The sequence below is a fragment of the Prevotella sp. LMAG:51 genome (genome assembly GCF_008680225.1).
GTDB lineage: Bacteria > Bacteroidota > Bacteroidia > Bacteroidales > Bacteroidaceae > Prevotella > Prevotella pectinovora.
The window spans coordinates 120,456-145,605 of sequence record NZ_NALQ01000022.1; the positions used below are offsets into that span (position 1 = coordinate 120,456).

The window sequence follows — 25,150 nt, forward strand, 5'->3', positions numbered from 1 at the left end:
ATACAGATGTCGTTTTCAAGCAACATTTTATATATCAACGACATACGCTGCATTTTACATTTAGTAAACAGGACCGGCGATAGCGGAATGAACACAATTTATCCCTTTTTTCTTGTTTATTCCGAAATTCATTCATAAATTTGCTACGATATTGAGCAGAATACTTTAATAAACCTTATTTTAATATGAACATAACAGAAAGATTTCTCAACTATGTGAAGTTTGACACACAGTCGGCTGAAGAGAGCCAGACAGTGCCAAGCACCAGTAAGCAACTGATATTCGCAGAATATCTTCGCGACGAACTGAAGGCTGAAGGATTTGCCGACGTGGAGATGGACGAGCAGGGATATATCTATGCCACTCTCAAGGCGAACACCAAGAAGGAAATTCCTACTATTGGATTCATCAGCCACTACGACACATCACCTGACTGCAGCGGCAAGGACGTGAAGCCACGCATCGTGAAGGAATACGACGGTGGAGACATCGTGCTCTCTGAGGGTATCGTGTCATCACCAAAGAAATTCCCTGAGCTGCTTGCCCACAAAGGAGAGGACCTCATCGTGACCGACGGCCACACGCTGCTCGGTGCCGACGACAAGGCTGGTATTGCTGAAATCGTGCAGGCCATGTGCTGGCTGCGCGACCACGACGAGATAAAGCACGGCGACATCCGCATGGGCTTCAACCCCGACGAGGAAATCGGAATGGGCGCCCACCACTTCAACGTGGAGAAATTCGGATGCCAGTGGGCATACACCATCGACGGCGGAGACCTGGGCGACCTGGAATACGAGAACTTCAACGCTGCCGCTGCCAAGATAAACATCAATGGAGTAAGCGTACACCCTGGATTCGCCAAAGGCAAGATGGTGAACGCCAGCATGCTCGCCACTGAGCTCGCAGGCATGATGCCTGCCGACGAGAGACCGGAGACCACTGAGGGCTACGAGGGCTTCTATCATCTGCTGGGCATAGAGAGCAACACCGAACACGCCAAGATGTCGTATATCATACGCGACCACGACCGCAAGAAGTTTGAGGACCGCAAGAAGTTCATCGTTTCTGTAGTAGACAAGATGAACGAAAAATACGGTGAGGGAACGGTGGAGATTGCCGTTAACGACCAGTATTACAACATGAAGGAGAAGATCGACCCGAACATGCACGTCATCGACATCGTGTTGAAGGCAATGGAGCTTTGCGGCGTGCCACCAAAGGTGCAGCCGATACGTGGCGGCACCGACGGAGCACAGCTCTCGTTCAAGGGTCTGCCTTGTCCTAACATCTTCACCGGCGGCGTGAACTTCCACGGACCATACGAGTTCGTGAGCATCCAGGTGATGGAGAAGGCTATGCAGACAGTGGTGAAGATTTGTGAACTCACCGCTGGATACAACGACTAAGGTGTCCTTATTAGTATCATAGTATCATTCCAGACCGCCGCCAAGCCTCTAAAACATTATAGGCTAAGGACTTAACCCGATGATACATTTCTGGATTTTTTACAGAAAAGTATCATTAAAGTATCATAGAAGTATCATGCCTTTGGGCATCCCGTATTTTCCTCACGCCAGGGGGAAGACATCCCCACATTAGGGGGTTCTGTTCCCCACGGCGTGGGGGAAATCCGAGGTCTATATTTTATGAATTACAAGTATGTATTTTAGAGATTACAAGTCTATGCTTTACGAATACAAGTATATGTTTTATCCATAGAATACAGCGTTATATGTACATAACGGATATGTGACGTAGATGGTTGATGACTATTGTTGAAAAATACCATTGTTCTGTGAATTCGTGATACTATGGTATGGTTTGATAGGATACAGAAAAGCTGCAAAAGACCAAATCGGATAATTCCTTCTGCCACATTTTTGTTTATACTGATTATAGTTCGTACCTTTGTGCCATAATCCATATTATGAATTACAGATATGACGCAAACAGTATGAGCGAATTACCACACCTTATAAAAGATCTTGCCCTTATTCTCGTTGTGGCGGGAATAGTGACTATTATTTTCAAAAGGCTGAAGCAGCCACTTGTCCTCGGATATGTGGTTGCCGGCTTTCTGGTAAGTCCCAACATGCCCTACACCATGTCGGTGGTTGACATCGCCGACATCCACACATGGGCAGACATCGGAGTGATGTTCCTGCTCTTCTCGCTGGGACTCGATTTCTCGTTCAAGAAGATTCTCAAGATGGGTTCGTCGCCCATCATTGCCACGTGCGCCATCGTGTTCTGCATGATGGCGCTGGGCATCACCGTGGGACACACCTTCGGCTGGGGACGCATGGACTGCATATTCCTCGGCGGAATGCTCGCCATGAGTTCCACCACTATCATATACAAGGCGTTCGACGACCTCGGACTGCGGCAGCAGCGCTTTGCCGGCATGGTGATGAGCGTGCTCATCCTTGAAGACATGCTCGCCATAGTGATGATGGTGATGCTCTCGGCATTGGCGTCGGGAGCCAACCTCGACGGCGGACAGATGCTGGGCAGCGTGGTGCGCATCGGGTTCTTCCTCGTCTTGTGGTTCGTGGTGGGCATATTCGCCATTCCGTGGCTGCTGCGCTCGTCGCGCAAACTGATAAACAGCGAGACGCTGCTCATCATATCGCTCGGTCTATGCTGCGCCATGGCAGTGGTGTCTACACAGGTAGGATTCAGCAGCGCCTTCGGTGCGTTTGTCATGGGTTCCATCCTTGCCGAGACGATAGAGGCAGAGAAGATAATAAAGCTGGTGGAACCGGTGAAGAACCTCTTCGGAGCGATATTCTTCGTCTCCGTGGGTATGCTCGTCGACCCGAAGATTCTCGTGGAATACAGTGTGCCGATTCTCGTCCTCGTGATGACAATCCTCGTCGGGCAGGCCCTCTTCGGCACCTTCGGTTTCCTCATCAGCGGACAGTCATTGAAGTCTGCCATGCAGTGCGGATTCTCCATGGCTCAGATCGGTGAGTTCTCGTTCATCATTGCCTCGCTCGGACTGTCGCTCGGCGTCATCGGCAATTTCCTCTATCCGGTAGTGGTGGCGGTGAGTGTCATCACCACATTCCTCACGCCATATATGATAAGACTCTCCACACCGACCTACAACAAGCTGGAGAAGCATCTGTCAAAGGACATCATACATATACTCAACGACTTCGCCATCAGCCGTCCCTCCTCTGCCCCACAGGGCAACTGGCGCAAACTGCTGATACAGCTGTTCAGAATCACTCTGGTATATTCCATCCTCTCCGTAGCGGTGATAACGCTGATGTTCACCTTCGCCCTTATCCCGCTCCGCCAGATACTGCCCCACTGGTGGGCAAACGCCACATGCGGACTGATGACGATTGCCATGATAGCGCCGTTCTTGAGAGCCATGGTGATGAAGAAGAACCACAGCGAGGAGTTCAAGGCGCTGTGGCAAGAGAACTGGATGAACCACGCTCCGCTCATCGTCACCATCATCGTGCGCTTCATGATAGCCATGGCTTTCATATTCTATATCTGCAACTATCTCACCCGCTTCACCCATGCGCTGATGATAGTCATCGCCGTTACGATGGTCACACTGATGGTACTGTCGAGAAGACTCAAGAGGAGGAGCATAGAGATGGAGAGGATGTTCATACGCAACCTGCGGTCGAAAGACATCGAAGCACAGGTCTACGGCCACAAGCGTCCGCTCTATGAGGGCCATCTGCTCGACAGAGACATTCATATCTCCGACTTCGACGTGCCGGAGGATTCACGCTGGGCTGGCAAGACACTGGCGGACATGAAACTGAGGGGGCGGTTTGGAGTGAACGTGAGCAGCATTCTGCGCGGCACCCAACGCATCAATATCCCCAACGGCGACAACCTGATATTCCCGGGCGACAAACTGCAGGTGATCGGCGACGACGACCAGCTGACGGCCTTCGGCAAGGCATTGCGAAGCGACCTCCACCCCGAAGATCCCGACATAGAGAAGAGGGAGATGAAACTGCGCCAGCTCATGATATGCCGGGACGGGCAGTTCTTCGGCAAGACCCTCTCTGAGAGTGGCATCCGCGACGAATACAACTGTATGGTGGTGGGTATGGAGGAAGGCGAAGAGGCTCTCTCGCAGCTCACTCCCGACCATAAGTTTGCTGATGAAGACACTATCTGGGTGGTAGGTGAAAAGGAAGACCTGGAACGGCTGCAGAAGGCTAACAGGATTAAACCCAAATCGGTCATTAGGACGTTTAAAGTGTAATTTTAATAAGTGCTTGCAGTCTTTTGTTTTTTATAAGGTGTCTTTTGCTTGTTTTTAATTCGCAATAGCTCGCTATTACTCATTAAAAGCCAAACAAAATCTACTCTTCTAAAATAACAAAATCCAAGCAAGCCCTAATAACCGATTTGGGTTAAACCCAAAACGGTCATTAGGACGTTTAAAGTCTAATTTTAATAACTGCTTGCAGTCTTTTGTTTTTTATAAGGTGTCTTTTGCTTGTTTTTAATTCGCAATAGCTCGCTATTACTCATTAAAAGCCAAACAAAATCCACTCTTCTAAAATAACAAAATCCAAGCAAGCCCTAATAACCGATTTGGGTTAAAGAGGATTCCAATTCTTAATCCTTGATTGCCTTGCAGATGAGATTCTGCTGACTTCAGCCTGTCCTATATAGCCCATCAAGATTTTCCCCTTTCTATTTTAAAACACCAATAAAAGAGAATAATAACAAGAAATGAATCCAAAGATCAGAGGTACGATTTGCGGCATCCTCGCCGCTGTCAGCTATGGCACTAACCCGCTTGGTGCCCTGAACCTTTATGCCGACGGTTTGAACACCAACTCGGTGATTTTCTATCGTTACGCCTTCGCCACACTGATTCTCGCAGTGATGATGGTGGCACAGCGCAAGTCGTTTGCCGTGACGCTACGTGAGATAAAGACGTTGGCAACGCTCGGCACACTGATGGTGGCATCGTCGCTGACATTGTTTTTCAGCTTCAATTTCATGGATGCCGGCATTGCCTCCACCATCCTGTTTGTATATCCCGTGATGGTGGCTGTGATAATGGCAGTGTTCTTCAAGGAGCGTGTCACGGCAGTCACCGTAGTCTCCATCATCCTCGCCCTCAGCGGCATCAGTCTGCTATACAAGGGTGGCGACGGAGCCACACTGTCCACCATCGGCGTGTTCTTCGTCATCATATCGTCGCTCACCTATGCCGTGTATATCGTGGTGGTCAACAAGTCGTCGCTGCGCCTGTCGTCGGTCAAGCTCACGTTCTATGTGCTCTTCATCGGCACGTTCATCCTCATCGGCTATTCCTTCGTAGGTCCCGACGCCCGGCTGCAGCCGCTCACCTCCATGCACGAACTGGTGTATGCCTTGGTGCTCGCCGTATTCCCTACGGTGATATCACTGGTGCTCATGGTAGTAGCCGTACACGACATCGGCTCTACTCCTACTGCGGTGATGGGAGCCTTGGAACCTATCACGGCGGTATGCATCGGCATATTCGTCTTCGGCGAGTCTTTCAGCATGCGTCTCGGCATCGGCATCCTGCTTATTCTGACTGCCGTGATTCTTATCGTTACGGGCAAATCCCTGCCTACGCAGCATATCACATACGTATTCTCGCGCATCGGCAATAAAGTGAAGAAGAAATGGAGATGGAAGAGCTGAACAGGAACCATCATGACCATAGAACCCATCCTGACCTTCCCAAAGGACAACCCATCCTGACCTTCCCAAAGGGCAACCCATCCTGACCTTCCCAAAGGGAAGGAACCTATAGGCAAATGACGAGCTAAGAATAAAACAAGGAATAAAACCAAAAGCCGTGTTGACAATGCTACAGAGAGTGTAGTTGTCAACACGGCTTATTGTTTGTCCCCGAATGGCATAATGGCCGATTGGGGATTATCCCAAATCACGATGATTGGGTTATCCCCCACTGGCATCATGGAGTGTCCCGATGTGCCAGTTGAGGGATGATGGATTCAGTATTACTTCACAGGAATTTCCTCGAGAGTCTTCACGAGCAGATCCCAGAACATAGGAACTGTAGGAATCAGGCAACGCTCGTTCTGAGTATGTGGTGAACGGAGTGTCGGACCGAATGAGCAGATATCAAGACCTGGATATTTGTTCAGGATCATGCTGCACTCCAGACCTGCATGTACCACCTGTACTGTAGGCTCCTTGTTGAAGAGTTTGCGGTAGATGCCACACATCTCCTTGATCAGCTCGCTGTCTGGGTTTGGATCCCAGCCGCCATACTCGCCGCTGAACACCACCTTCATGCCTGCCATGTTCAGGCAGCTCTCGATAGAAGCGCCGATCTCTGCCTTCACGCTATCGCTTGAGCTGCGTGCCAGGAACTTGAATGCCACGCTGCCACCCTCGATGTTGATGATAGCGAAGTTTGATGATGTCTCCACGATTCCAGGGATAGACGGGATGTAGCGCCATACGCCGTTGTGAACGGCATAGATAGCGTCAACGATGTTGTCCTGTATCTCCTGTGGCATCTGTGTTGCAGGCAGCTCCACATCCTCTACCACTACGTCGATACCGTCCTCTATACCCTTATATTCAGCGATGAAATCCTCCTTGAAGTCAGCGCAGAGAGCCATGAAGTCTTCCTTGTTCTCCTTAGGCATTGTGAGCACTGCCGTAGCCTCAAAAGGAATGGCGTTACGCATGTTTCCTCCGTGCCATGTAGCCAGACGGGCCTCGTCGTCGGTGATTGCCTCGCGAACGATGCGCACGAGCATCTTGTTGGCGTTTCCTCTGCCCAGACCGATTTCCAGTCCAGAGTGTCCACCCTTCAAGCCCTTCACGGTCACTGCTACTGCGATGTCGGTCTTGTCGGTCTCCACCTCTTTGTAGTCGAGAGTTGCTGTGATGTCCACACCACCGGCACTACCGATGATGAGCTCGCCCTCGTCCTCTGTGTCGAGGTTCAGGAGGATTGTTCCCTCGAGTTCGCCCTCCGGCAGGCCGGTAACACCAAACATGCCTGTCTCTTCATCAGCGGTGATGAGAGCCTCCAGCGGACCGTGCTTCAGCGTGTTGTCCTCCATGATTGCCATGATGGCAGCCACTCCCATACCGTTGTCGGCGCCGAGCGTAGTGCCCTTTGCTCTTACCCACTCACCGTCGATCCATGTCTCGATAGGATCGGTCTCGAAGTTGTGAGTGCTCTTGGGGTCTTTCTGTGGCACCATGTCCATGTGGGCCTGCAGAATGGCTGTCTTGCGGTTTTCCATACCAGCGGATGCCGGTTTGCGCATCACGATGTTTCCGGCTGCATCCTGGAATGCCTCCACACCAACACGTTTTGCAAACTCAAGCAAGAACTTTTGCACTTTCTCCAAATGTCCTGATGGGCGTGGCACTTTTGTCAGCTCATCGAAGTTTCTCCAGATGCACTCTGGCTTCAGGTTTCTGATTTCACTCATAGTATTTAAAGTTTAGGCTCCTCCGGCATCGCATTCTTCGTGCGGAGAAGCGTGGTTGTAAAAAAAAGTCGGTTTCGTTATCTCTGCGCCATACTGTCCGTTCCCTCCCTTTCCACTATTTCCGAGATGGCTTGCGGACGGGCCTTCAGCATTATCATAGCCCACACTCCGAGCAGCACCACGAGCATCGTCTGTATGGTGTGCACGATGAGCACAAACGAGAGTGCCTCGTCTGCCGTGATGGCATTGGGACCGAGGGCTGCCGAACCATACAGCAGCAGCATCGTTTTCACGGCGAAATGCCATGGTCCGGCTCCGTTTGGCGTGGGTACTATCACCGCTATGCTTCCCACCACGAAGGTGGCGAGGGCACACGTCACTCCCATACCCGAGGTGAAGCCGAAGCAGAAGAACGTGAGATAGTAGTGCAGGAAGTAGCTCACCCATATTCCGAGCGTGAGCACGATGAACAACGGTATGTTCTTCACGCTCTTCAGCGAGAGCATTCCCTGCCAGATGCCGCTGAGCGTTGCCTTCACCTTATTATATATCGACAGGCGTTTGAGCAGGAAATGGAGCAACACCAACACTGCCACGGCGCAAATCGCCGTCACCACATATCCTGTGGCAGAGAATTTTGCCAGTATGCCGTCGATGCTCGTTCCGGTGCTCAGAAAGAAGCTCTCAAAGATTGTCATCTGCGCCAGCAGCGTCACTCCCGTCACTATCATCACGAGCAGCGTGTCGATGGCTCGCTCCGTGACCACCGTCCCCAAGGCTTTCGGAAACGACACTCCGTCGCATTTCTTCAACACTCCGCAGCGTGTAAACTCGCCCACCCGGGGTATCACGAGACTTGCGGCGTATGACAGGAAGATGGCGTTGACGCATGTGGAGAGGCGTGGCTTCTCGCCCACCGGCTCCAGGGTCTGCTTCCATCTTATGCCTCTGAAGAGCTGTGCCGTGATACCGAACGGCAGCGACAGCAGCATCCATGTCCAGTCCATGTCGTGTAGCATCACTTTCTCTATGCGTTTGAAGTCGAAGTCGCGATACATCCAATAAAGTATCACTCCTCCGAGCAACACGGGCAGCACGAATTTCAGAGCTACATTGCTTATCTTTGTTCTTTTCACTTATATTCTCTTTCCTTTGACATTGCAAAGATAAACTAAATCGTGAGCAATACAAAATAATTTATTTATTTTAAGTCCAAACCTGTCATAACACCGTCTATTACCGTTTGGGGGTAAATTACGAAGTTTCGCTCATCTTGTTCTTAAGAAACCGGTCAAACGTGATAATCAACACAGGGAATCTGCGTTACAGCATCTGTATCTCATACACCTTATCTTATTAATAGAATATCACCAACAGACCCTAAAAAACTTACTATTTATCGACAAAACGGATAATATATGTAAAATTTTAGCATTTTTCTTGCAGTATATCCAAAATAATCATTACTTTTGCAATACGAAAACGCACACAATATACGAAACTAATCACAATAAAAACGAAAAGATATGAGAAAGACTTTACTAACAATGGTTGCGATGATGGCAACAAGCAGTGCGATGATGGCACAGAATGGGATAACTGAAATTCCTGATCCAGAAGGTGTAGAGCTCATGGGCACAACATTGTCTCCAAACGGCAAATTCTTTGGCGGTGTGGGATTTGGCGTCAACGAGGCATGGATATACGATATGGAAAGCAAGAAGTTTGTGGCTTTCCCTGCCGCTGACCCAGAAGCAGACGTACAGATCAAGTCTATGGCCGACAATGGCGTGGCTGTGGGATGGAACGGTCCTGCAGCAACATTCGATTTCGCCACAGAGCAGTGCACTCAGTACGGCGAGAACGAACAGTATACTTTCATGGGTATCAGTCCGAACGGAAAACTGATTGTTGGTGCTCACTACGACGGTGATGACTTCGAGGGAACACCTTGTATCTTCAACGAGGGCACTCCGGTAGACCTGCCGCAGCCTTCTGACAAGTTCCTCGGCGCTACCAGTTCCGGTGCTACTGCCCTGTCGGTTTCCAACGACTCCATAATATCCGGATATTGGGTTGATGATATGGCTACGCGTCCTGCCCTGCTGTGGGCTCCAAACCGCGACGGAAAGACATTTATGCCTTATCCTTTCTCCCGTCCGTATTTTGCAGCTACAATGGAATCTACATTGCCATTCATAATATTCAGCTGCGACCAGACTGTGATGAGTGCCAACGGAAAATACCTGGTGATAAACTACGAGCAGTATACCGGTGAGTGGGAATCCATCCAGAGCGTGGCACGCTACAACACGGAGAACGACTCTCTGGAATTATTCACTCCTAATGCCGAAGACGAGATGTTCGTAAATTCAGGAAGCCAGGTGTTTGGCTCCGCCGTTTCTGACGAAGGCACAATCATCGGATTCTATGGCGGACTCTACGGACCGCGTCTGGGATTCATCTGGAAGAAGGGCGACGAAAGCATCAAGGCGCTCGCCTCTGAATTCCCTAAGGCTACTCTCCTTGCCGACTACGACAACGGTGCATTCAACGTTCCTGCTGCCATCTCTGCCGACGGTCGCTACATCGCCGGATTCGCATACAAAGAAGACCCTACTTCTGATGAGCTCGGCGGCGGATATGTGTCTTGGGTTCTCGACACTCAGTATGACGACACCGACGCCGTGGAGTCTGCACCATCTGCCGACGCTGCAAACAAGGTTGTGGCTCGTTTCACTGCCGACGGCAAGCAGGTTCAGAAGGACGCCAAAGTGCGTGGCTTCAATATGATGCTCATGAGAAACGGAAAGGCTATCAAATCTTTCAACAGATAACGACAGCCGCCATATCGCGGAATGACTGATTTTCCCGGATATGGCAGCAGCCGAAAAACAATACGAGGGGCGGACTCACAGACGGGGTCCGCTCTTTTTTTTAATTGATTGTCTTGTGATTTCACACAAATTACGCTACCTTTGCCTTGAAGAAGAAAACAAACGAAAATACAAGACAATGAGAACATCGAGATTCCTACCCCTATTCATAATAGCAGCAGCGATATTCACCATCACGGCAGCATGCTCATCCGACAAGAAAAGCGACGACAAACCTGCTGTGGTGAAAGACGAGCGCATACCCGGCGACTCCACATTCTACGGACTTGCCTGCGAGGGATGCACCGACTCCGTAGTGGTAGTGCTGCCTACCGACGACAGCGACCCCATAACGTTCAGCATCATCGACGCCATGCAGTCCCGACAGGTGTTCGGCAGACCGAAGATCGGCGACCAGCTCGCCATCGTAATAAACAAGGAGGACAAGAGGAAGGCGGACATCGTGATAGACCTCGATGAGCTGAAGGGCACATGGGTGTATCAGGTAATGCCGAAACTGCGCAAGATGCCCCACATCGCCGGTATGCCGCAGCCAAAAGCCGGTCCGGAACGCGACTCCATGATACAGAAGCTGATGGTGCCGATAGAACAGGGATTCAAAATCAAGAAGCAGTTCACGATGGATCCCGTGGGACTGCGTTTCAAGCAGACGAGTCTGACGGGCGAGAGCCCCGTGGAATATCCACAGGCGGAATACTACAAGGAGTGGCATGTGCTCAACGGCAAGCTGGTGTTCACCGAGGGAACGATAGACACCGGCAACAAGAAGCGCCGCAAACTGAAGCCTCAGAAAGACACCGTGGAGATTGTACTCATGATGAAAGACAGTCTGCAGCTGAAATTCAAAGACGGCATAAGGGCATACTACCGCAAGAAGTAACGGCAGACTGCCGCAAGCACACCGACAGGAGCACCATTAAGCCAGTTTCTTCCGCAGCCACATGCCGAAGAAGCGGTCATAAACAATGTATGCCTCCCCGTAGCGATATACAAACTCACGGCTGACCAATGTCTTGAGAGCAAGACTCACACTGCTTGCCGCCGGAAGACGGTATTTTGCCAAGAACTCCTGCGACATCACCGATGCCACCTTCCCCTCACAGGCTATGGCTGTCAGGAGAGCAGACTGGTTGTCGGTGAGCGACTCATAATAGTTTATGAAAGCCACTTCCTGCTCATCCACCAGTTCGTCTATTACCACCTTCACCTCTTCTCTCGTTATCGGTCTGCCGTTCTGATACAGACGGTTCAATATGTCCTGCACATACCATGTCTGACCGTCAACACAATCATACAGATACCCGAACACCTCATCATCGACAGACAACCCCTTCTTCGCCATCCACCGATTTGCAAAAGCCTGATATTCCTGCCTGTCGATAAGCGGCAGCAACACCATCTGCGAACTCTGATAAAACGGGCGCTTGGCTGACAGGAACATATCCGTCATCATATGCTGCTTGCTGCCGGCAAAGATGAAATACACATTCGGCAGAAACTGTATGTATGATCTCAATAGCGCCTCTGCCCTACCCTCCGGATATTCTGCTATCTGCTGAAACTCGTCTATGGCGATATAGATACGCTTTTCCGATAGTCGCAGATAATCAAAAATCTGTTTCAGCGACTCTTCCCTCTGGTTGGGCTGCACGGTAATGGAAAACGTAGGAATACCCGTCAGCTCATCAAACGACATTGTCGGCTTGTAGCTGGCGAAAAATGCGTTTATCTTTCGCATTGCCGACTGTGAGAACGTGTCTACCTTTCCAATCACCGTCTTTCCCAAGAGCTGCACGAACTGCTCCATGCTCCGTGTGGCATTGATGTCCATATAAAAACATTTCACAGCGGAATCCGCATCCTGTATGTTCTCAAACACATGATGTATAAGTCCCGTCTTGCCGATACGCCGTGGCGACATCAACACTACGTTGCGCTCATTTTCCAGAGCTTCCACGATGGTCTTCGCTTCTTTCTTGCGGTCGCAGAAGTATTCCGCTCCCTTATATCCATATATCACGAAGGGGTTATTCAGTTGTTCCATAGCGCTTTACAGTCATTACATGTTTTATGTTACATATTTTATGTAATGCAAAGATACATCTTTCGTCAGACTGTTGCAAGTAAAAGCCAAACGATTTTTCTTCGAGATTAATCCCCAAACAGTCATTAGGCCGTTTAACCCAAAACGGTCATTAGGGCTTGCCTGGATTTTGATTATTTAGAAGAGTGGTTTTTAACGGCCTGATGACCGTTTGGGGTTTAACCAAAAGACCACCGTCTCTTGTCACATCGCAAAGATATGCATACTCTCCGAATAATCACAATTTTGTCAAGATTATGGCTTCCAAATTCTTGAATTTGTACGCAATACTGCATAAACAGTGCGTTTTACGAGGGCATCGCATGTTCCCTGATTTTGCAATCATAATTTGCCTATTACAGTAACTTAACAACAAGACGGAGTAACCTGCATCTCCCCTACGGGGGAGAACGAGAGGGGGCTGAAGTGATTGGAAAAAGCGAGCACCATAGTGCTCAAAATCCTGCTAAATCCAAAACCATAATCCAAATATCACTGACGAAATATTTCAAAAAAAATGGATCCGTGAAGACCAATCCGTGTTCCTCGGTGATATCAGTGTTTCATTTTTTTGATTTGTGTCCACGCCGAAGGCTGGGGACACAACGGCAACACGGAATGAGATATCGGTGAGAATATAGTGTCCATCGCCGCAGACTGATGGACACAGGGGCTAAAACGGATAATATAAAAACGCAATAAAATATAAAAGGATAAGAAGCTTATGGTTACATTCAAAATATTTTCGTAACTTTACTAACAAAGAACAACTAAATGATAACGATATGGCATCAGCAACATTAAACTCCAAACCAGTACAGATGATTGTCACACTGGAAGACAATGCGCTCATAGCCGACATCAAGAAGGCTTTGAAACTATTACGAGGTGTAGCCTCTGTACGAATGGCCAACCTCAAAGATGACGAGACCATCACACCCGCCATACACCGCTCTATAAACAAGGCGCGTCGCGAGTATGCCAATGGCGAGACCATTTCATGTAGTACACCAGAAGAAATGCAACGATATTTCGACAACCTATGATCTACACTATTGAGTATTCCAAAGAGGCTGACAAGACACTACGTAAGTGGAAAAAATGACCGCATTATATACGACATCTAAGACGACCGCGTATAAGTACTGATAATCCAAGCAGAAGAACACTACAACGACAAATAATCATCACACTCCCTCATTACATCAACGAGTAATATTGTTTTCTCAAAATAAAGTATCATAGTATCATTCTGTCCTCCAATTACACCCCTAAGACCTTATATACTAACGATTTGACCAAATGATACTTTTCTGAATGTTTTACAGAAAAGTATCATCGAAGTATCACAGAAGTATCATAGAACATGGAAACAAGAGCATAAAAGTGACGGCCACACAGCATCCTCATTGAAGCCTACGGGCTAATCCATTGAATCCTAAATCACGGGCTAATCCTTTGATAAGCCAAATCACAATCATCGGCAAAGACAACAAAAACGTCACGAAATGGGCAAGCAGCGTGCCCATGTGGGGCAAGCACGTTACCCAACAGGGGCAAGCACCTTGCCCCATGTGGGCACGGGTGATGCTCAAAAGATGCCCAAAAACACTTTAATACTCATCCTGACCTACCCAAAGGATAACCCATCCTAAACTCAAACCCATCCTAACCTTCCCAAAGGGAAGGAACATATTACTCCGGATATTGACACCAGCACCACATAACCTAAAACCCAGCACCACATAATCACTACAGCCCCCACCTAGCCTCCCCCGAAGGGGAGGGACAGTCACTATTGCTGCTGACAAACCGTTGATAATCAGATGACTACTGACGAAAATCATGTAGCCAAAGGTATCCGTCCCTCCCCTTCGGGGGAGGGACAGTCACTATTGCCATTGATAAACCATTGATAAATCAGACGACTACTGACGAAAATCATGTAGCCAAAGGTATCCGTCCCTCCCCTTCGGGGGAGGCTAGGTGGGGGCTGAGGTTAATATTCTGAGTAACTTGTTCCTTCCCTTGGGGAAGGTTAGGATGGGTTATCCTTCGGGGGAGGCTAGGTGGGGGCTGAGGTTAATATTCTGAGTAACTTGTTCCTTCCCTTGGGGAAGGTTAGGATGGGTTATTCTTTAAACCATCCAGACAATAACCAGATGGTTTTTGCGCGTACTAAAATGCGGAAGTATCTGTAATTCAGACACTTCCGCACTTACGACCAGATGGTTGACAATTTTATTCAAAAATTGTCTTTATCTTTGATTTAACCCAAATCGGTCATCAGACCGTTTGAGGTTTATAACTGAGCCAGCTCTACTACCTTGTCTACAGCGGCAGAAAGACCGTCGACGTTCTTTCCTCCCGCTGTGGCGAAGTGAGGCTGACCGCCACCGCCACCCTGAATCAGTTTGGCAGCCTCGCGGATAACCTTACCGGCATTGAAACCGCGGTCGCTGACGAGATCGTCGGTAGCCATAACGGTGAGCAACGGCTTGTTGTCATGCTTGCTGCCGATGACGCAGAGCATATTCTCCGGCTGTGCGGCACGGAGCTTGAAAGCGAGGTCTTTGGCTGCCTCTGGAGTCATCGGCAACACGCAGGTAACGACCTTCACACCGCCAACCTCACGAGCCTGCTGCAAAAGACGCTCCTTGGCACGCTCCACTGCCTCAGCCTGGAACTTCTCTATGCTCTTCTTCATCGCCTCGTGCTCCTCGATGTATTTGCCTATTACGGTCTGCAAGTCCTTGGCATTATGGAAGAGAGCCTTGATAGCCTTCATGCCGTCCTCCAGGTCATACATCATCTGCTCGCAGGCAGCGCCTGTCTTAGCCTCGATACGACGGATGCCGGCGGCAACGCTGCTCTCGGAAACGATCTTCAGCATACCGATGCGACCGGTGCTGTGGGCGTGGATACCACCACAGAACTCAACACTCGGACCAAACTGCACCACGCGGACCCTGTCGCCGTATTTCTCACCGAACAATGCTATAGCTCCGAGCTGCTTAGCCTCCTCTATCGGCACGTTGCGATGATCCTGCAACGGGATGTCCTGACGGATCATATCGTTGACGATACGCTCAACCTGACGGATTTCCTCGTCGGTTACCTTCTGGAAATGAGCGAAGTCGAAACGCAATGTGTCTGGCGACACGAATGATCCCTTCTGCTCCACGTGGTCGCCGAGCACCTGCTTGAGGGCATAGTCGAGAAGGTGGGTAGCAGTATGGTTGGCTGCACTCGCCTCACGCTTGTCGGTATCCACACAAGCCATGAATTCTGCCTCTACGTTCTTTGGCAGAGCCTTCACGATATGTACAGACTGATTGTTCTCACGTTTGGTGTCGGTGATGGTGATGGTCTCCTCCTCGTTTACGAGGACACCGGTGTCGCCCACCTGACCTCCCATCTCGCCATAGAAAGGAGTGTTGTCGAGAACGAGCTCAAAGTATGTGTTCTTCTTCTGCGTCACCTTGCGGTAGCGCAGTATGTGACATTCATATTCAGTATAGTCATAGCCCACGAACTGCTGCTCGCCCGGACGAACCTCAATCCAGTCGCCGTTTTCCACAGCTGCCGCATTGCGGGCACGCTCCTTCTGCTTCTGCATCTCTACGTCAAACTGCTTCTCGTCTACGGTGACGCCGCTCTCACGACAGATAAGCTCGGTGAGGTCGAGAGGGAATCCGTAGGTGTCGAAAAGACGGAACGCCTGTGTGCCGTCGAGCTCTGTCTTGCCGGCAGCCTTCACAGCCTCGATGGCGCTGCTGAGCATGTTGATACCGTTGGAGAGTGTGCGCAGGAACGACTCCTCCTCCTCTTTTATCACCTTGGTGATGAGTTCGCGCTGGGCAGAAAGCTCCGGGAATGCTCCGCCCATCTCCTGTACCAATACCGGCACGAGACGGAAGAGGAACGACTCCTTCTGACCCAGGAAGGTGTAGGCATAACGCACAGCACGACGAAGGATGCGGCGGATGACGTATCCAGCCTTGGCGTTGCTTGGCAGCTGACCGTCGGCAATGGAGAATGCCACGGCACGGAGGTGGTCGGCAACGACACGCATAGCCACGTCAACTTCCTCTGTCTCGCCGTATTTCAGACCAGAGAGAGTGCTGATTTCCTTTATGATAGGCTGGAAGATGTCGGTGTCGTAGTTAGAATGCTTGCCCTGCAGGGCGCGCACGAGTCGCTCGAAGCCCATACCGGTATCGATGACGTGCATTGGCAGGGGTTCGAGAGAACCGTCGGCCTTGCGGTTGAACTGCATGAACACGATGTTCCAGATCTCAATCACCTGTGGGTCGTCCTTGTTTACGAGTTCGCGTCCCGGTGTCTTTGCCTTCTCCTCCGGAGTGCGGGAGTCGAGATGAATCTCTGAGCATGGACCGCAAGGGCCTGTGTCGCCCATCTCCCAGAAGTTGTCGTGCTTGTTGCCATTGATGATATGGTCGGCAGGCACATGCTTGAGCCAGAAGCCGGCTGCCTCATCGTCGCGAGCGAGTCCCTCCTCGGGAGAGCCCTCGAATACTGTGACGTAGAGGTCGTTTGGATCGAGATGAATCACGTCGACGAGGTATTCCCATGCGTAGTCGATGGCGCCCTCCTTGAAGTAGTCGCCGAAGCTCCAGTTACCGAGCATCTCAAACATGGTGTGGTGGTAGGTATCGTGGCCCACTTCCTCGAGGTCGTTGTGCTTACCGCTCACGCGCAGACACTTCTGTGTGTCGGCACGACGGCGTGGCTCCGGCTCGCGGGTGCCGAGGATAATGTCTTTCCACTGGTTCATACCTGCATTGGTGAACATCAGCGTAGGGTCGTCTTTGATGACCATTGGCGCTGACGGTACAATAACGTGTCCTTTCGACTCGAAAAATTTCTTGAATGAGTCACGGATTTCATTTGCTGTCATCATCGTATTCTTGTTTCTTTAATAATATTTCTTTTTGACTCTGTTGCTAAGGGCACAGGAAAAGGGCAATGATATTGCCGGGTGTACTTGCCCATGCCTCTTACCTATTGATATAATCGGCAAAATTAAAAAAAATATGATAAACAGCCAAATTATTTGTTATCCTTGTGTTTTTTAGCGTGTTATAAGCCACGGATGTTGACGAAACAGAAGAAAATTATTATCTTTGCCGAAGAAAGTATATAATATGGCACTTAACACGGAAAAGAAACTGAAACTGTATTACTCCATCAAGGAGGTGGCAGAGATGCTGGGCGTCTCTGAAAGCATGTTGCGCTTCTGGGAGAAGGAAATTCCGATGATAAAACCCAAGACCACGGGCAACAATATCCGACAGTATACGGAGCAGGACATCGAGAACATCAAAGTGGTATACAACCTGGTGAAGGTGCGTGGCTTCAAGCTTGCCGCCGCCCGCAAGATGCTGAAGGAACAGAAGAATGCCGTAAGCTCCGACACCAAGGTGCTGGAGACGCTCATAAAGCTGCGCGACCAGCTGCAGGAGATGAAAAAGCAGTTCGACTACCTTACGTAATGACGGATTTAACCCAAAACGGGCATTAGGAATCAGCAGAATAAGTTACGGAATACTATTAAGGAAAAAAAGAAATAGAAAACAAGTAGGGACGATCGGGCTCGAACCGATGACCTCTGCAATGTGACTGCAGCGCTCTAAACCAACTGGGCTACGCCCCTGTGTTTCTATTACCGGCACAAAAGTACACTATTTATTCGAACCGACAAAATAATTTGCACTTTTTATACTTTCACGATATAATAATAAGATATACTTTTACGATGGAATATCAAAAATGCCAAGCCCACTGAAGGACTTGGCATATATTCTATCTGTCGGAAACGACAGATTTGGGTTCAATTGATTCGCTTATTACTTAACGAACTTCTTGCCGTTCTGGATAGCGATACCCTTGAAGTCAGAGCTTACGCGCTGACCAGCGAGGTTGTAGATAGGAGCGTTAGCGTCTGCCTCTGGAGCAACAACGTTGCTGATGCCGTTAACATCACCGTTAGTGTCGAAAGCAAGACCGCAAAGCATGATCTTAGAACCAGATACCCAGAAGAAGTATGTGTTGCCTGGCTCAACGTCGTAAGCGAGAGCTGCGTAAACGTCAGCGTCTGTAGCCTGCTCTGCGGCCAGACCACCATCAGCAGTGATGTACTGTCCCCATACGTCTGTAGCATAATCGCCCATAGCAGCGAAGTCAAGCTCCTCATTCTCGATAACTGAGTTAGGAACCTTAGCAGTCCAGATCTTCTTTTTACAACCATACTTAGCTGCAACATAAACCTTACCAGCAACAGCTGGAGTGAACTCTATGTGAGCAGATGTAGAACCAGCCTTGTCCAAAGAAGCGTCAACACCATTAGTACCACCCTGGATGTAAGCATTAGAGAAAGTCTTGCCCTGTGACACGAAAGTCTCAGCTGTAGTAGGATCGCTCTTTACTGTCCAGTTTTGACCACCGTCGAGAAGAACAACCTTGGCGTTCTGAATCTCTGTAGCAACAACTGTAGGCTCACCTGCGTTAGCAACTACTTGATCAACAGTAGCTGTAGAAGGAACTGCATTCCACTGACCCTGTGCGTTAGCACATACTGCCATAAACATAGCAGCTACGAAAAGTAAACTCTTTTTCATAATTTGTTTTGTTTTTAAGTTATTAATAAAATTGATCGTTTGGTTCAAGTCCATCGCTGGATTTATGATATCCAGCAATGAACTCGGATTATTATCACATTGTCGTTATATATTCAAGATTTTACTCGCCAGCCTTTACAGCTTTGATGGTGTAGCGCTTGGCAGAGCTTGTGGCATTGAACTTGAACTTTGAGCTGAGAGAGGTATAGACAGTAAGGTCGTTACCCTCTATCACTCCACCTGTGTTTCTTGCTGCTGCAGCAGAACCGTTTCCGAATGTGTAACGGTTTTCACCAGCCTTGGCAACGTTGAACACAGCCTCCTGGTCCATTTTCAAAGTAGCGGAAGCTATCTTGACTGTAATTGCCTGAGTATTCTCAGCCTCAAACTTGCTGATTGTAACAACTACATCTGAAGCTTTCTCGTTTCCGTCTTCGTCGAACATAGAACCATTGAAAGTTCCACCTACGAGAACAGATGCATCGGTGTGTGTCACTGGGTCGTCATCATCGTCGCATGCAGCGAATGTGAGCGAGAAGAGAACACCAAGCATCAAAAACAATATACTTTTCAGTTTCATTTTCTTTTCTGTTTTAATTCGGTTAATAATGAAGCAGGATTATTCTGCATCGCTTTCCTCTGCTGTGCTATATGTACGGAAGCCAGGGTTCTGGTCGGCAGCAGTGATACCTGAGTTGATCTGTATCTCGTTCTCTGGAATTGGACGCAGCCATTTGATCTGACCGTCGTTACCTGTCATGTTGGCAACAGAAAGACCGCAATAGGTAGTGTTGTAACGAACGAGCTGATGGGTGCGGCGCAGGTCCATCCAACGGTAATATTCACCGAGAGTCTCACGCATACGCTCGTCGAGGATGACATCCAGCTTGTTGATGGTCAATCCGTAGCTGTCGGTCTGTCCGAATGACACGTATCCACCGGCATCATTGTAGCCCCAGTCGTAGCGTTTGTAGTCGCTGAATGAGCCAAGATAAGAAGCATGAGAACGTGTACGTACAGCATTCAGATACTTCAGCGAATTAGCATCGTCACCCATCATAAGGTAAGCCTCTGCAGCAACGAGATAAATCTCGCTTGCATTCAGAACCACAACATCACGGTAGTCACCGCCCGACTGTTTGCAGTCGCTGGTAGTATTCTTGTCGTCGAACTTGCGTACTGGAGGCAGACATCCGATCTTCTGGATTGCAGAAGAGAATGGCTGTGTGTAAGTGGCAGAGTTCTTTGCATCGTAAGAACCGTTTGCGGCATAAGCCTTGCAAGTGGAGTTCTCAGCAACCTTGAACACCTTGGTAGTGCTCTTCATACCAGTGGTAACGAACTGAGAAGCGTGGGCTGTGCAATAAGCCTCAATCTCAGAATCCTCAGTATACCATGGGAAATACTTGAATGCGATAGAGAGCTTTGCCTTCTCGTCATCATTTGCATTGTAGTATGCCCAATAGCCCTGCTTGCTCCAGTTGCTTTCATTTCCGTCATAACCATATACTGTGGTCATGAAAGTTCCTTCGAAGCGGTCGTCGCCCTTGTCGAAAGCGTAGTAAACACGCTCTGTAGGACAGAGGTCGCTCTTCACACCCTTCACACCCAGAGTGTTTGAACCCATATAGAGAGCAAAGTTGTGCTGCTGGTCGTGACCACCCGTCACCTTGTCGGATGAAGTGGCACGGTCGTACTGGATTGCGAAAAGAGTCTCGGCGTTGGTGCCCTTCTCATTGTTGTCGAAGTCCCATTTCTTGTCGAAAGACTGTGTCAAAGGAACTGCATCAGCTACCTCAGAAGCATATTTTGCAGCCTCAGCGAAATACTCGGTGCTGTTCACTGTGTATGTACCGTTCTTTGCATCATTGACAGTTGTCTGCAAGTCCCATCCTGCTGCGAGGTAAACCTTGGCAAGAAGAGCCTTGGCACCGATAACGCTGGCACGTCCTCTGGCATCCTTCTCAGAACTTACGCTCTCGAGATTGCCGTTTGCGATGATTTCCTTCAGGTCAGCAATGACGTTGGCATAAACCGTAGCGAGGTCTGTGCGAGGATAGTTTGTGCTTGCCGACTCAATATAGTCGGTGATGTATGGCACTGCACCGAACTGCTGTGTAAGGATGTAATAGCAATAGTCGCGCACGAAACGAGCCTGGTCGTTCAGCTTGTCGTCCTTGCAATACTTCAACACACAGTTGGCATAGTTGATGGCAGCGTATGTGTTTTTATAAAGATTTGTAACATCCTCGTTGTCTGAAGAATACTGATACGACTGCAATACAGGAGCCGATGCATTCTGTCCAACGGTGTAGAGGTCTGTACCCTGACAGAACACCTTAGGATCGCTGTATACATCACGCAGAGCATAATATGCATTGTTAAGCTGCTGGTTCCAACCTGAGATGTCAGAGAACTGGCTTTCAGGTGTTACAGTACTTTTATTGTCTGTATCCAAGAAATCAGAACAGCTGGACAAACCAGCCACCGTGGCCAATCCGAGGGCAGACATTATGATAAACTTTTTCATTTTGCTTCTTTGTTTAAAATGTTATTAGAACTTAATGCTTGCACCGATCTGATATGTCACTGTGCTTGGACCATCATTCTTCTTGGCTGCATCAGCCCACTCAGGATCGAATCCCTTGTACTTCGTGAATACGAATGGGTTTGTAATGTTAACATAAAGACGGAGATACTGGCAGCCCCATGAAGAGAGCAACTTCTTTGGGAATGTGTAGCCAAGAGTGATGTTCTTGACCTTCCAGTAAGAAATCTTGTCTACTGCGAGAGCATTGTAAACGTTCTTCTCATAAGATGCAGAACCGGCACCGTTGTTGGTGATAGAACTGTTTGTGAATGGGAATGAACCATAGTGTGTGGTCTCCTGGTATACAGGGTTGATGTATGTACCATCAGCGTTCACACCGTCGCAGTCGATAAGTGTTCCAGCAGGGATGTAGTAATCCATTGCAATCTTGTTCCATCCACGGTAAGCATAATCGTATGTGTCAGCCAATGTGTTTGAGTATACCGTGAAGTTCTGCTTTGTATAGATAGAGAATGAGAAATCCCAATCCTTATACTGCAAAGTAGAAGAGATGTTGCCTGTCCAAGAAGGATCCTGGCAACCGAGGATCATCTTGTCGTCAGCGTTGATCACGCCATTGCCGTCGTTATCCTTGATGATAGGCATACCCTCTGACCAACCGTATACCTTGTGGTAGTAGTCGCAAGAGCGAACCTGGTCACCAGGTGTGAAGCCTGCATTAACAGCAGCATCGTTGTTAGGAACAGTGATGTTCTTGTCTGAAACGACGCCATCCCACTTGTACAGGTAGAGAGAGTTCATTGGAGAACCTACGAACAAAGAAGATGTGATAGGGTTGTCTGAATCGATGATCTTGTTCTCGCCGTTGATCTTCTTCACCTTGTTGATGTTGCGGGCGAAGTTGAAGCTTGTGGTCCAGTACCAGTCTTTGGTCTGGATGTTCACTGTGTTCAGGGCGAACTCAATACCACGGTTCTGCACCTCACCAACGTTGTCCCAAAGTTTGCCACCACCAGAAACCAATGGAAGGTATCTCTCATAGAGCAGGTCTTTAGATGTCTTAGAATAGAGGTCGATAGATCCATTGATTCTGTTGTTGAGGAATCCGTAGTCGATACCGAAGTTGGTTTCATAAGATTTCTCCCACTTCAAGTCAGCGTTGATGACACCGCTTGGGTAATAGCCGTTGGCAACTACTGAACCGAAAGCATAAATGTTTGGACCAGAAACGCCAACTGAGTTATAATGTCCGCACACGGTGTTGTTACCAGTCACACCATAGCTCAAACGAAGCTTCAAGTTGTCGATCCATGAGATGTTCTTCATGAAGTCTTCCTCAGAGATACGCCATGCAAGAGCTGCTGATGGGAACCATCCCCAGCGAGAGTCTTTCAGGAACTTTGAAGAACCGTCGGTACGTACTGTACCTGTGAACATATACTTGCCTTTGTATGAATAGTTCAGACGCAAAGCGTAAGACATCATTGTCTCTTCCCAGTAAGCAGTACCTGAACCGATACCGCTTTCCCCCGGTTTCTTCTCAAAGATAGTACCTGTATACAAATTGTACCACTTTGTACCTGTCATGATAGAAGTGGCATCAGCAGATGTTCTGCCGACCTGGCTGTACATTCTGTCGGAAGAAGTCATAGAGAACAATCCCATAGCACTCAGAGAGTGGTCGCCGAAGGTCTTGTTGAAGTCAATCTGGTTGTCCCAAGTCCAGTCCTTGCGGGTGTACTCCTCGTGAGAAGCAGTCTCAGTACGAGAACCGCTCGAAGCTGTATACTCACCAGTGCGTGAGTTCACGTAGTTTGGAGAGAATGTGGTCTTGAATGACAACCACTCAACCGGTTTCAACTGCACGTAGATGTTACCAAGCACACGGAAGGTGTTTGACTCCTTTGAGTCGTCACGCAGATAGATAAGAGGGTTAACGGTATCAGTGAACTGATTTGCCTTTGTTCCCATTGACTCAAAGTTACCCGGCTTCACGTTGAAGCTGCCGTCAGAAGCGTAAGGACGAGCGAACGGCACCTGACGGAACGCATCCTTTACGGCATCATCTGAAGCCAACTGGTTTTCTGTGTAAGCGAGGTTCAGGGTGAAACCTGCAGAGAGATATTTGTTGATCTTGCTGTCAACACTTCCCTTCATGTTGTAGCGGTTCTGGAGGTCGTTCTTGTATACTCCCTCCTCACGGTTGTAACCTACTCCAAAATGATAGTGTGTATTCTTTGAAGAACCGTTTACGGCGAGGAAATGGTTCTGCTTCTGACCGTCCTGTGTAACGAGGTCTGGCCAGTTGTAGCCTTCGCCGTTGAGCAGCATGTTTTTCAGTACAGAAGTTCCGTCCTCTGTATCGGCAAGCATACCCTGCAGGAAGTCCTGCTGGGTCATCTTCCATGTTGGCTGGGCAACGGTAGCGATACCGTTTGCCACCTGTCCTGAAGAGAGGAACTGAGAGAAACGCCACTTGTAGAACTGGTCGGCGTTCATATAGTCAGGCATACGGGCAACCTTTGAAACGCCATAGTATCCGTCGTATGAGATAGAAACTTTCTCCTCGCTCTTTCCGGCGAGAGAAGAACCGCTCTTTGTAGTAACGATAACTACACCGGCTGTGGCACGTGAACCGAAGATAGCTGTAGATGAAGCATCCTTCAAGATGTCCATACGCTCGATGTCCTGAGTGTTCAAGAAGCCGATGTCCTCGCAGATAACGCCGTCGACAACATAGATAGGCTTTGAAGTACCCTGGATAGAAGACTTACCACGGATCTGAATGTTGAAGTCAGAACCTGCACGTCCGGTAGCCTGTGTAATCTGTGCGCCAGGAACAGAACCCTGCAATGCCTCCATTGCACTTGTAGTACCCTTGGCAGCAAGTTTTGCACCATCAGCAGAAGATACAGAACCAGTGAGGTCGCTCTTCTTCATCGTACCGTAACCTACAACGACAACCTCATCGAGCTGAGCATTGTCTTCCTGCAATACGATATTGATCGTTGAAGAGTTTCCGAGAGTAATGGTCTGCTCTTTGTAACCAATGTAGGAAATCTTTACTTTAGAAGAAGGAGATGCATTGGGGATAGAGAAATTACCATCAATGTCGGTGATGGAACCTGGTTTGCCATCGACAAACACAGTAACACCAATCAATGGCTCTCCACTTGCATCCTTCACTGTACCCGTGACCGTCTTCTGGGCAAATGCCGTAAGACAAACCATAGGCAATACTGAAGCCGTCAAGGCTCTTCTGAATTGTAAATGCATAAATGATATTTTTTGATTTATTAGTTAGTAGCAATCTCCTTGTAGTGTACCAGTCTGTGTGCTTCCCGAGCACATTTCCTACACATATTATAATATGTGGGGCAGTAGTTGTTTCATCTTCTTTTCTGGCACCCCTGTGCCGTTTCCGTTATGGAACGGTATAGTTTGTTTCGGTGCAAATATATATAGTTTTCTTTAAAACGCAAAACTTTAGCAAAAGTTTTTTATTTTTAAGACTAAGATTTAACTTT

At 48.8% G+C, this 25,150-nt stretch carries 15 protein-coding genes and 1 tRNA gene; 7 read left to right on the forward strand and 9 right to left on the reverse strand.

Annotated features, from left to right (window positions below):
- Positions 1 to 185: 185 nt before the first annotated feature.
- From pepT to CCC32_RS08080, 3 genes are all read left to right on the forward strand, one after another.
- A complete protein-coding gene (pepT, locus tag CCC32_RS08070) occupies positions 186 to 1,409 on the forward strand; it encodes a peptidase T (RefSeq protein WP_044065518.1) in 1,224 nt (407 codons plus the stop codon).
- 548 nt (positions 1,410 to 1,957) lie between these two features.
- Positions 1,958 to 4,246 (forward strand): monovalent cation:proton antiporter family protein, encoded by a 2,289-nt coding sequence (locus tag CCC32_RS08075; RefSeq protein ID WP_287073573.1) that lies wholly within the window; start codon positions 1,958 to 1,960, stop codon positions 4,244 to 4,246.
- Positions 4,247 to 4,722: 476 nt separating this feature from the next.
- Complete coding sequence (locus CCC32_RS08080; RefSeq protein ID WP_042519333.1) at positions 4,723 to 5,670, forward strand: DMT family transporter; 948 nt, start codon at positions 4,723 to 4,725, stop codon at positions 5,668 to 5,670.
- A gap of 323 nt (positions 5,671 to 5,993) precedes the next feature.
- Here the strand turns inward: CCC32_RS08080 and CCC32_RS08085 are convergent, their stop codons facing one another.
- Positions 5,994 to 7,451 (reverse strand): aminoacyl-histidine dipeptidase, encoded by a 1,458-nt coding sequence (locus CCC32_RS08085; protein WP_044065514.1) that lies wholly within the window; start codon positions 7,449 to 7,451, stop codon positions 5,994 to 5,996.
- Between the two features lie 77 nt (positions 7,452 to 7,528).
- Positions 7,529 to 8,587 (reverse strand): lysylphosphatidylglycerol synthase transmembrane domain-containing protein, encoded by a 1,059-nt coding sequence (locus tag CCC32_RS08090; protein WP_044075175.1) that lies wholly within the window; start codon positions 8,585 to 8,587, stop codon positions 7,529 to 7,531.
- A 390-nt stretch (positions 8,588 to 8,977) separates the two neighbouring features.
- Between CCC32_RS08090 and CCC32_RS08095 the strand changes: the two genes are divergently transcribed.
- Both CCC32_RS08095 and CCC32_RS08100 read left to right on the forward strand, forming a co-directional pair.
- A complete protein-coding gene (locus CCC32_RS08095; protein ID WP_287073576.1) occupies positions 8,978 to 10,288 on the forward strand; it encodes a hypothetical protein in 1,311 nt (436 codons plus the stop codon).
- A 178-nt stretch (positions 10,289 to 10,466) separates the two neighbouring features.
- Entirely contained in the window at positions 10,467 to 11,228 is a 762-nt protein-coding gene (locus tag CCC32_RS08100) for a lipocalin-like domain-containing protein (protein WP_044075183.1), read from the forward strand.
- Positions 11,229 to 11,264: 36 nt separating this feature from the next.
- Here CCC32_RS08100 and CCC32_RS08105 read toward each other — a convergent pair whose 3' ends face one another.
- The gene (locus tag CCC32_RS08105) at positions 11,265 to 12,392 is read right to left on the reverse strand and encodes an AAA family ATPase (RefSeq protein ID WP_287073578.1); all 1,128 of its coding nucleotides are present in this window, start codon (positions 12,390 to 12,392) and stop codon (positions 11,265 to 11,267) included.
- Between the two features lie 824 nt (positions 12,393 to 13,216).
- On the opposite strand from CCC32_RS08105, the gene CCC32_RS08110 reads away from it, so the two are divergent.
- Positions 13,217 to 13,477 (forward strand): hypothetical protein, encoded by a 261-nt coding sequence (locus CCC32_RS08110; protein WP_287073579.1) that lies wholly within the window; start codon positions 13,217 to 13,219, stop codon positions 13,475 to 13,477.
- A 1,256-nt stretch (positions 13,478 to 14,733) separates the two neighbouring features.
- On the opposite strand, the gene alaS is transcribed toward CCC32_RS08110, so the two are convergent.
- Positions 14,734 to 17,355 (reverse strand): alanine--tRNA ligase, encoded by a 2,622-nt coding sequence (alaS, locus tag CCC32_RS08115; RefSeq protein WP_287073582.1) that lies wholly within the window; start codon positions 17,353 to 17,355, stop codon positions 14,734 to 14,736.
- A 244-nt stretch (positions 17,356 to 17,599) separates the two neighbouring features.
- Here alaS and CCC32_RS08120 point away from each other — a divergent pair, with 244 nt between their 5' ends.
- On the forward strand, positions 17,600 to 17,947 hold the full coding sequence (locus CCC32_RS08120) for a MerR family transcriptional regulator (RefSeq protein ID WP_042519326.1): 348 nt from the start codon (positions 17,600 to 17,602) through the stop codon (positions 17,945 to 17,947).
- An 86-nt stretch (positions 17,948 to 18,033) separates the two neighbouring features.
- Here the strand turns inward: CCC32_RS08120 and CCC32_RS08125 are convergent.
- From CCC32_RS08125 to CCC32_RS08145, 5 genes are all read right to left on the reverse strand, one after another.
- Positions 18,034 to 18,108: transfer RNA gene (locus CCC32_RS08125), tRNA-Val, on the reverse strand.
- Between the two features lie 193 nt (positions 18,109 to 18,301).
- Entirely contained in the window at positions 18,302 to 19,072 is a 771-nt protein-coding gene (locus CCC32_RS08130; RefSeq protein WP_287073585.1) for a hypothetical protein, read from the reverse strand.
- Positions 19,073 to 19,193: 121 nt separating this feature from the next.
- On the reverse strand, positions 19,194 to 19,652 hold the full coding sequence (locus tag CCC32_RS08135; protein ID WP_022317215.1) for a hypothetical protein: 459 nt from the start codon (positions 19,650 to 19,652) through the stop codon (positions 19,194 to 19,196).
- 39 nt (positions 19,653 to 19,691) lie between these two features.
- Entirely contained in the window at positions 19,692 to 21,602 is a 1,911-nt protein-coding gene (locus tag CCC32_RS08140) for a RagB/SusD family nutrient uptake outer membrane protein (protein ID WP_287073588.1), read from the reverse strand.
- 24 nt (positions 21,603 to 21,626) lie between these two features.
- Positions 21,627 to 24,899: a SusC/RagA family TonB-linked outer membrane protein gene (locus CCC32_RS08145; RefSeq protein WP_287073590.1), complete on the reverse strand. Its 3,273-nt coding sequence runs from the start codon at positions 24,897 to 24,899 to the stop codon at positions 21,627 to 21,629.
- Positions 24,900 to 25,150: the final 251 nt, after the last annotated feature.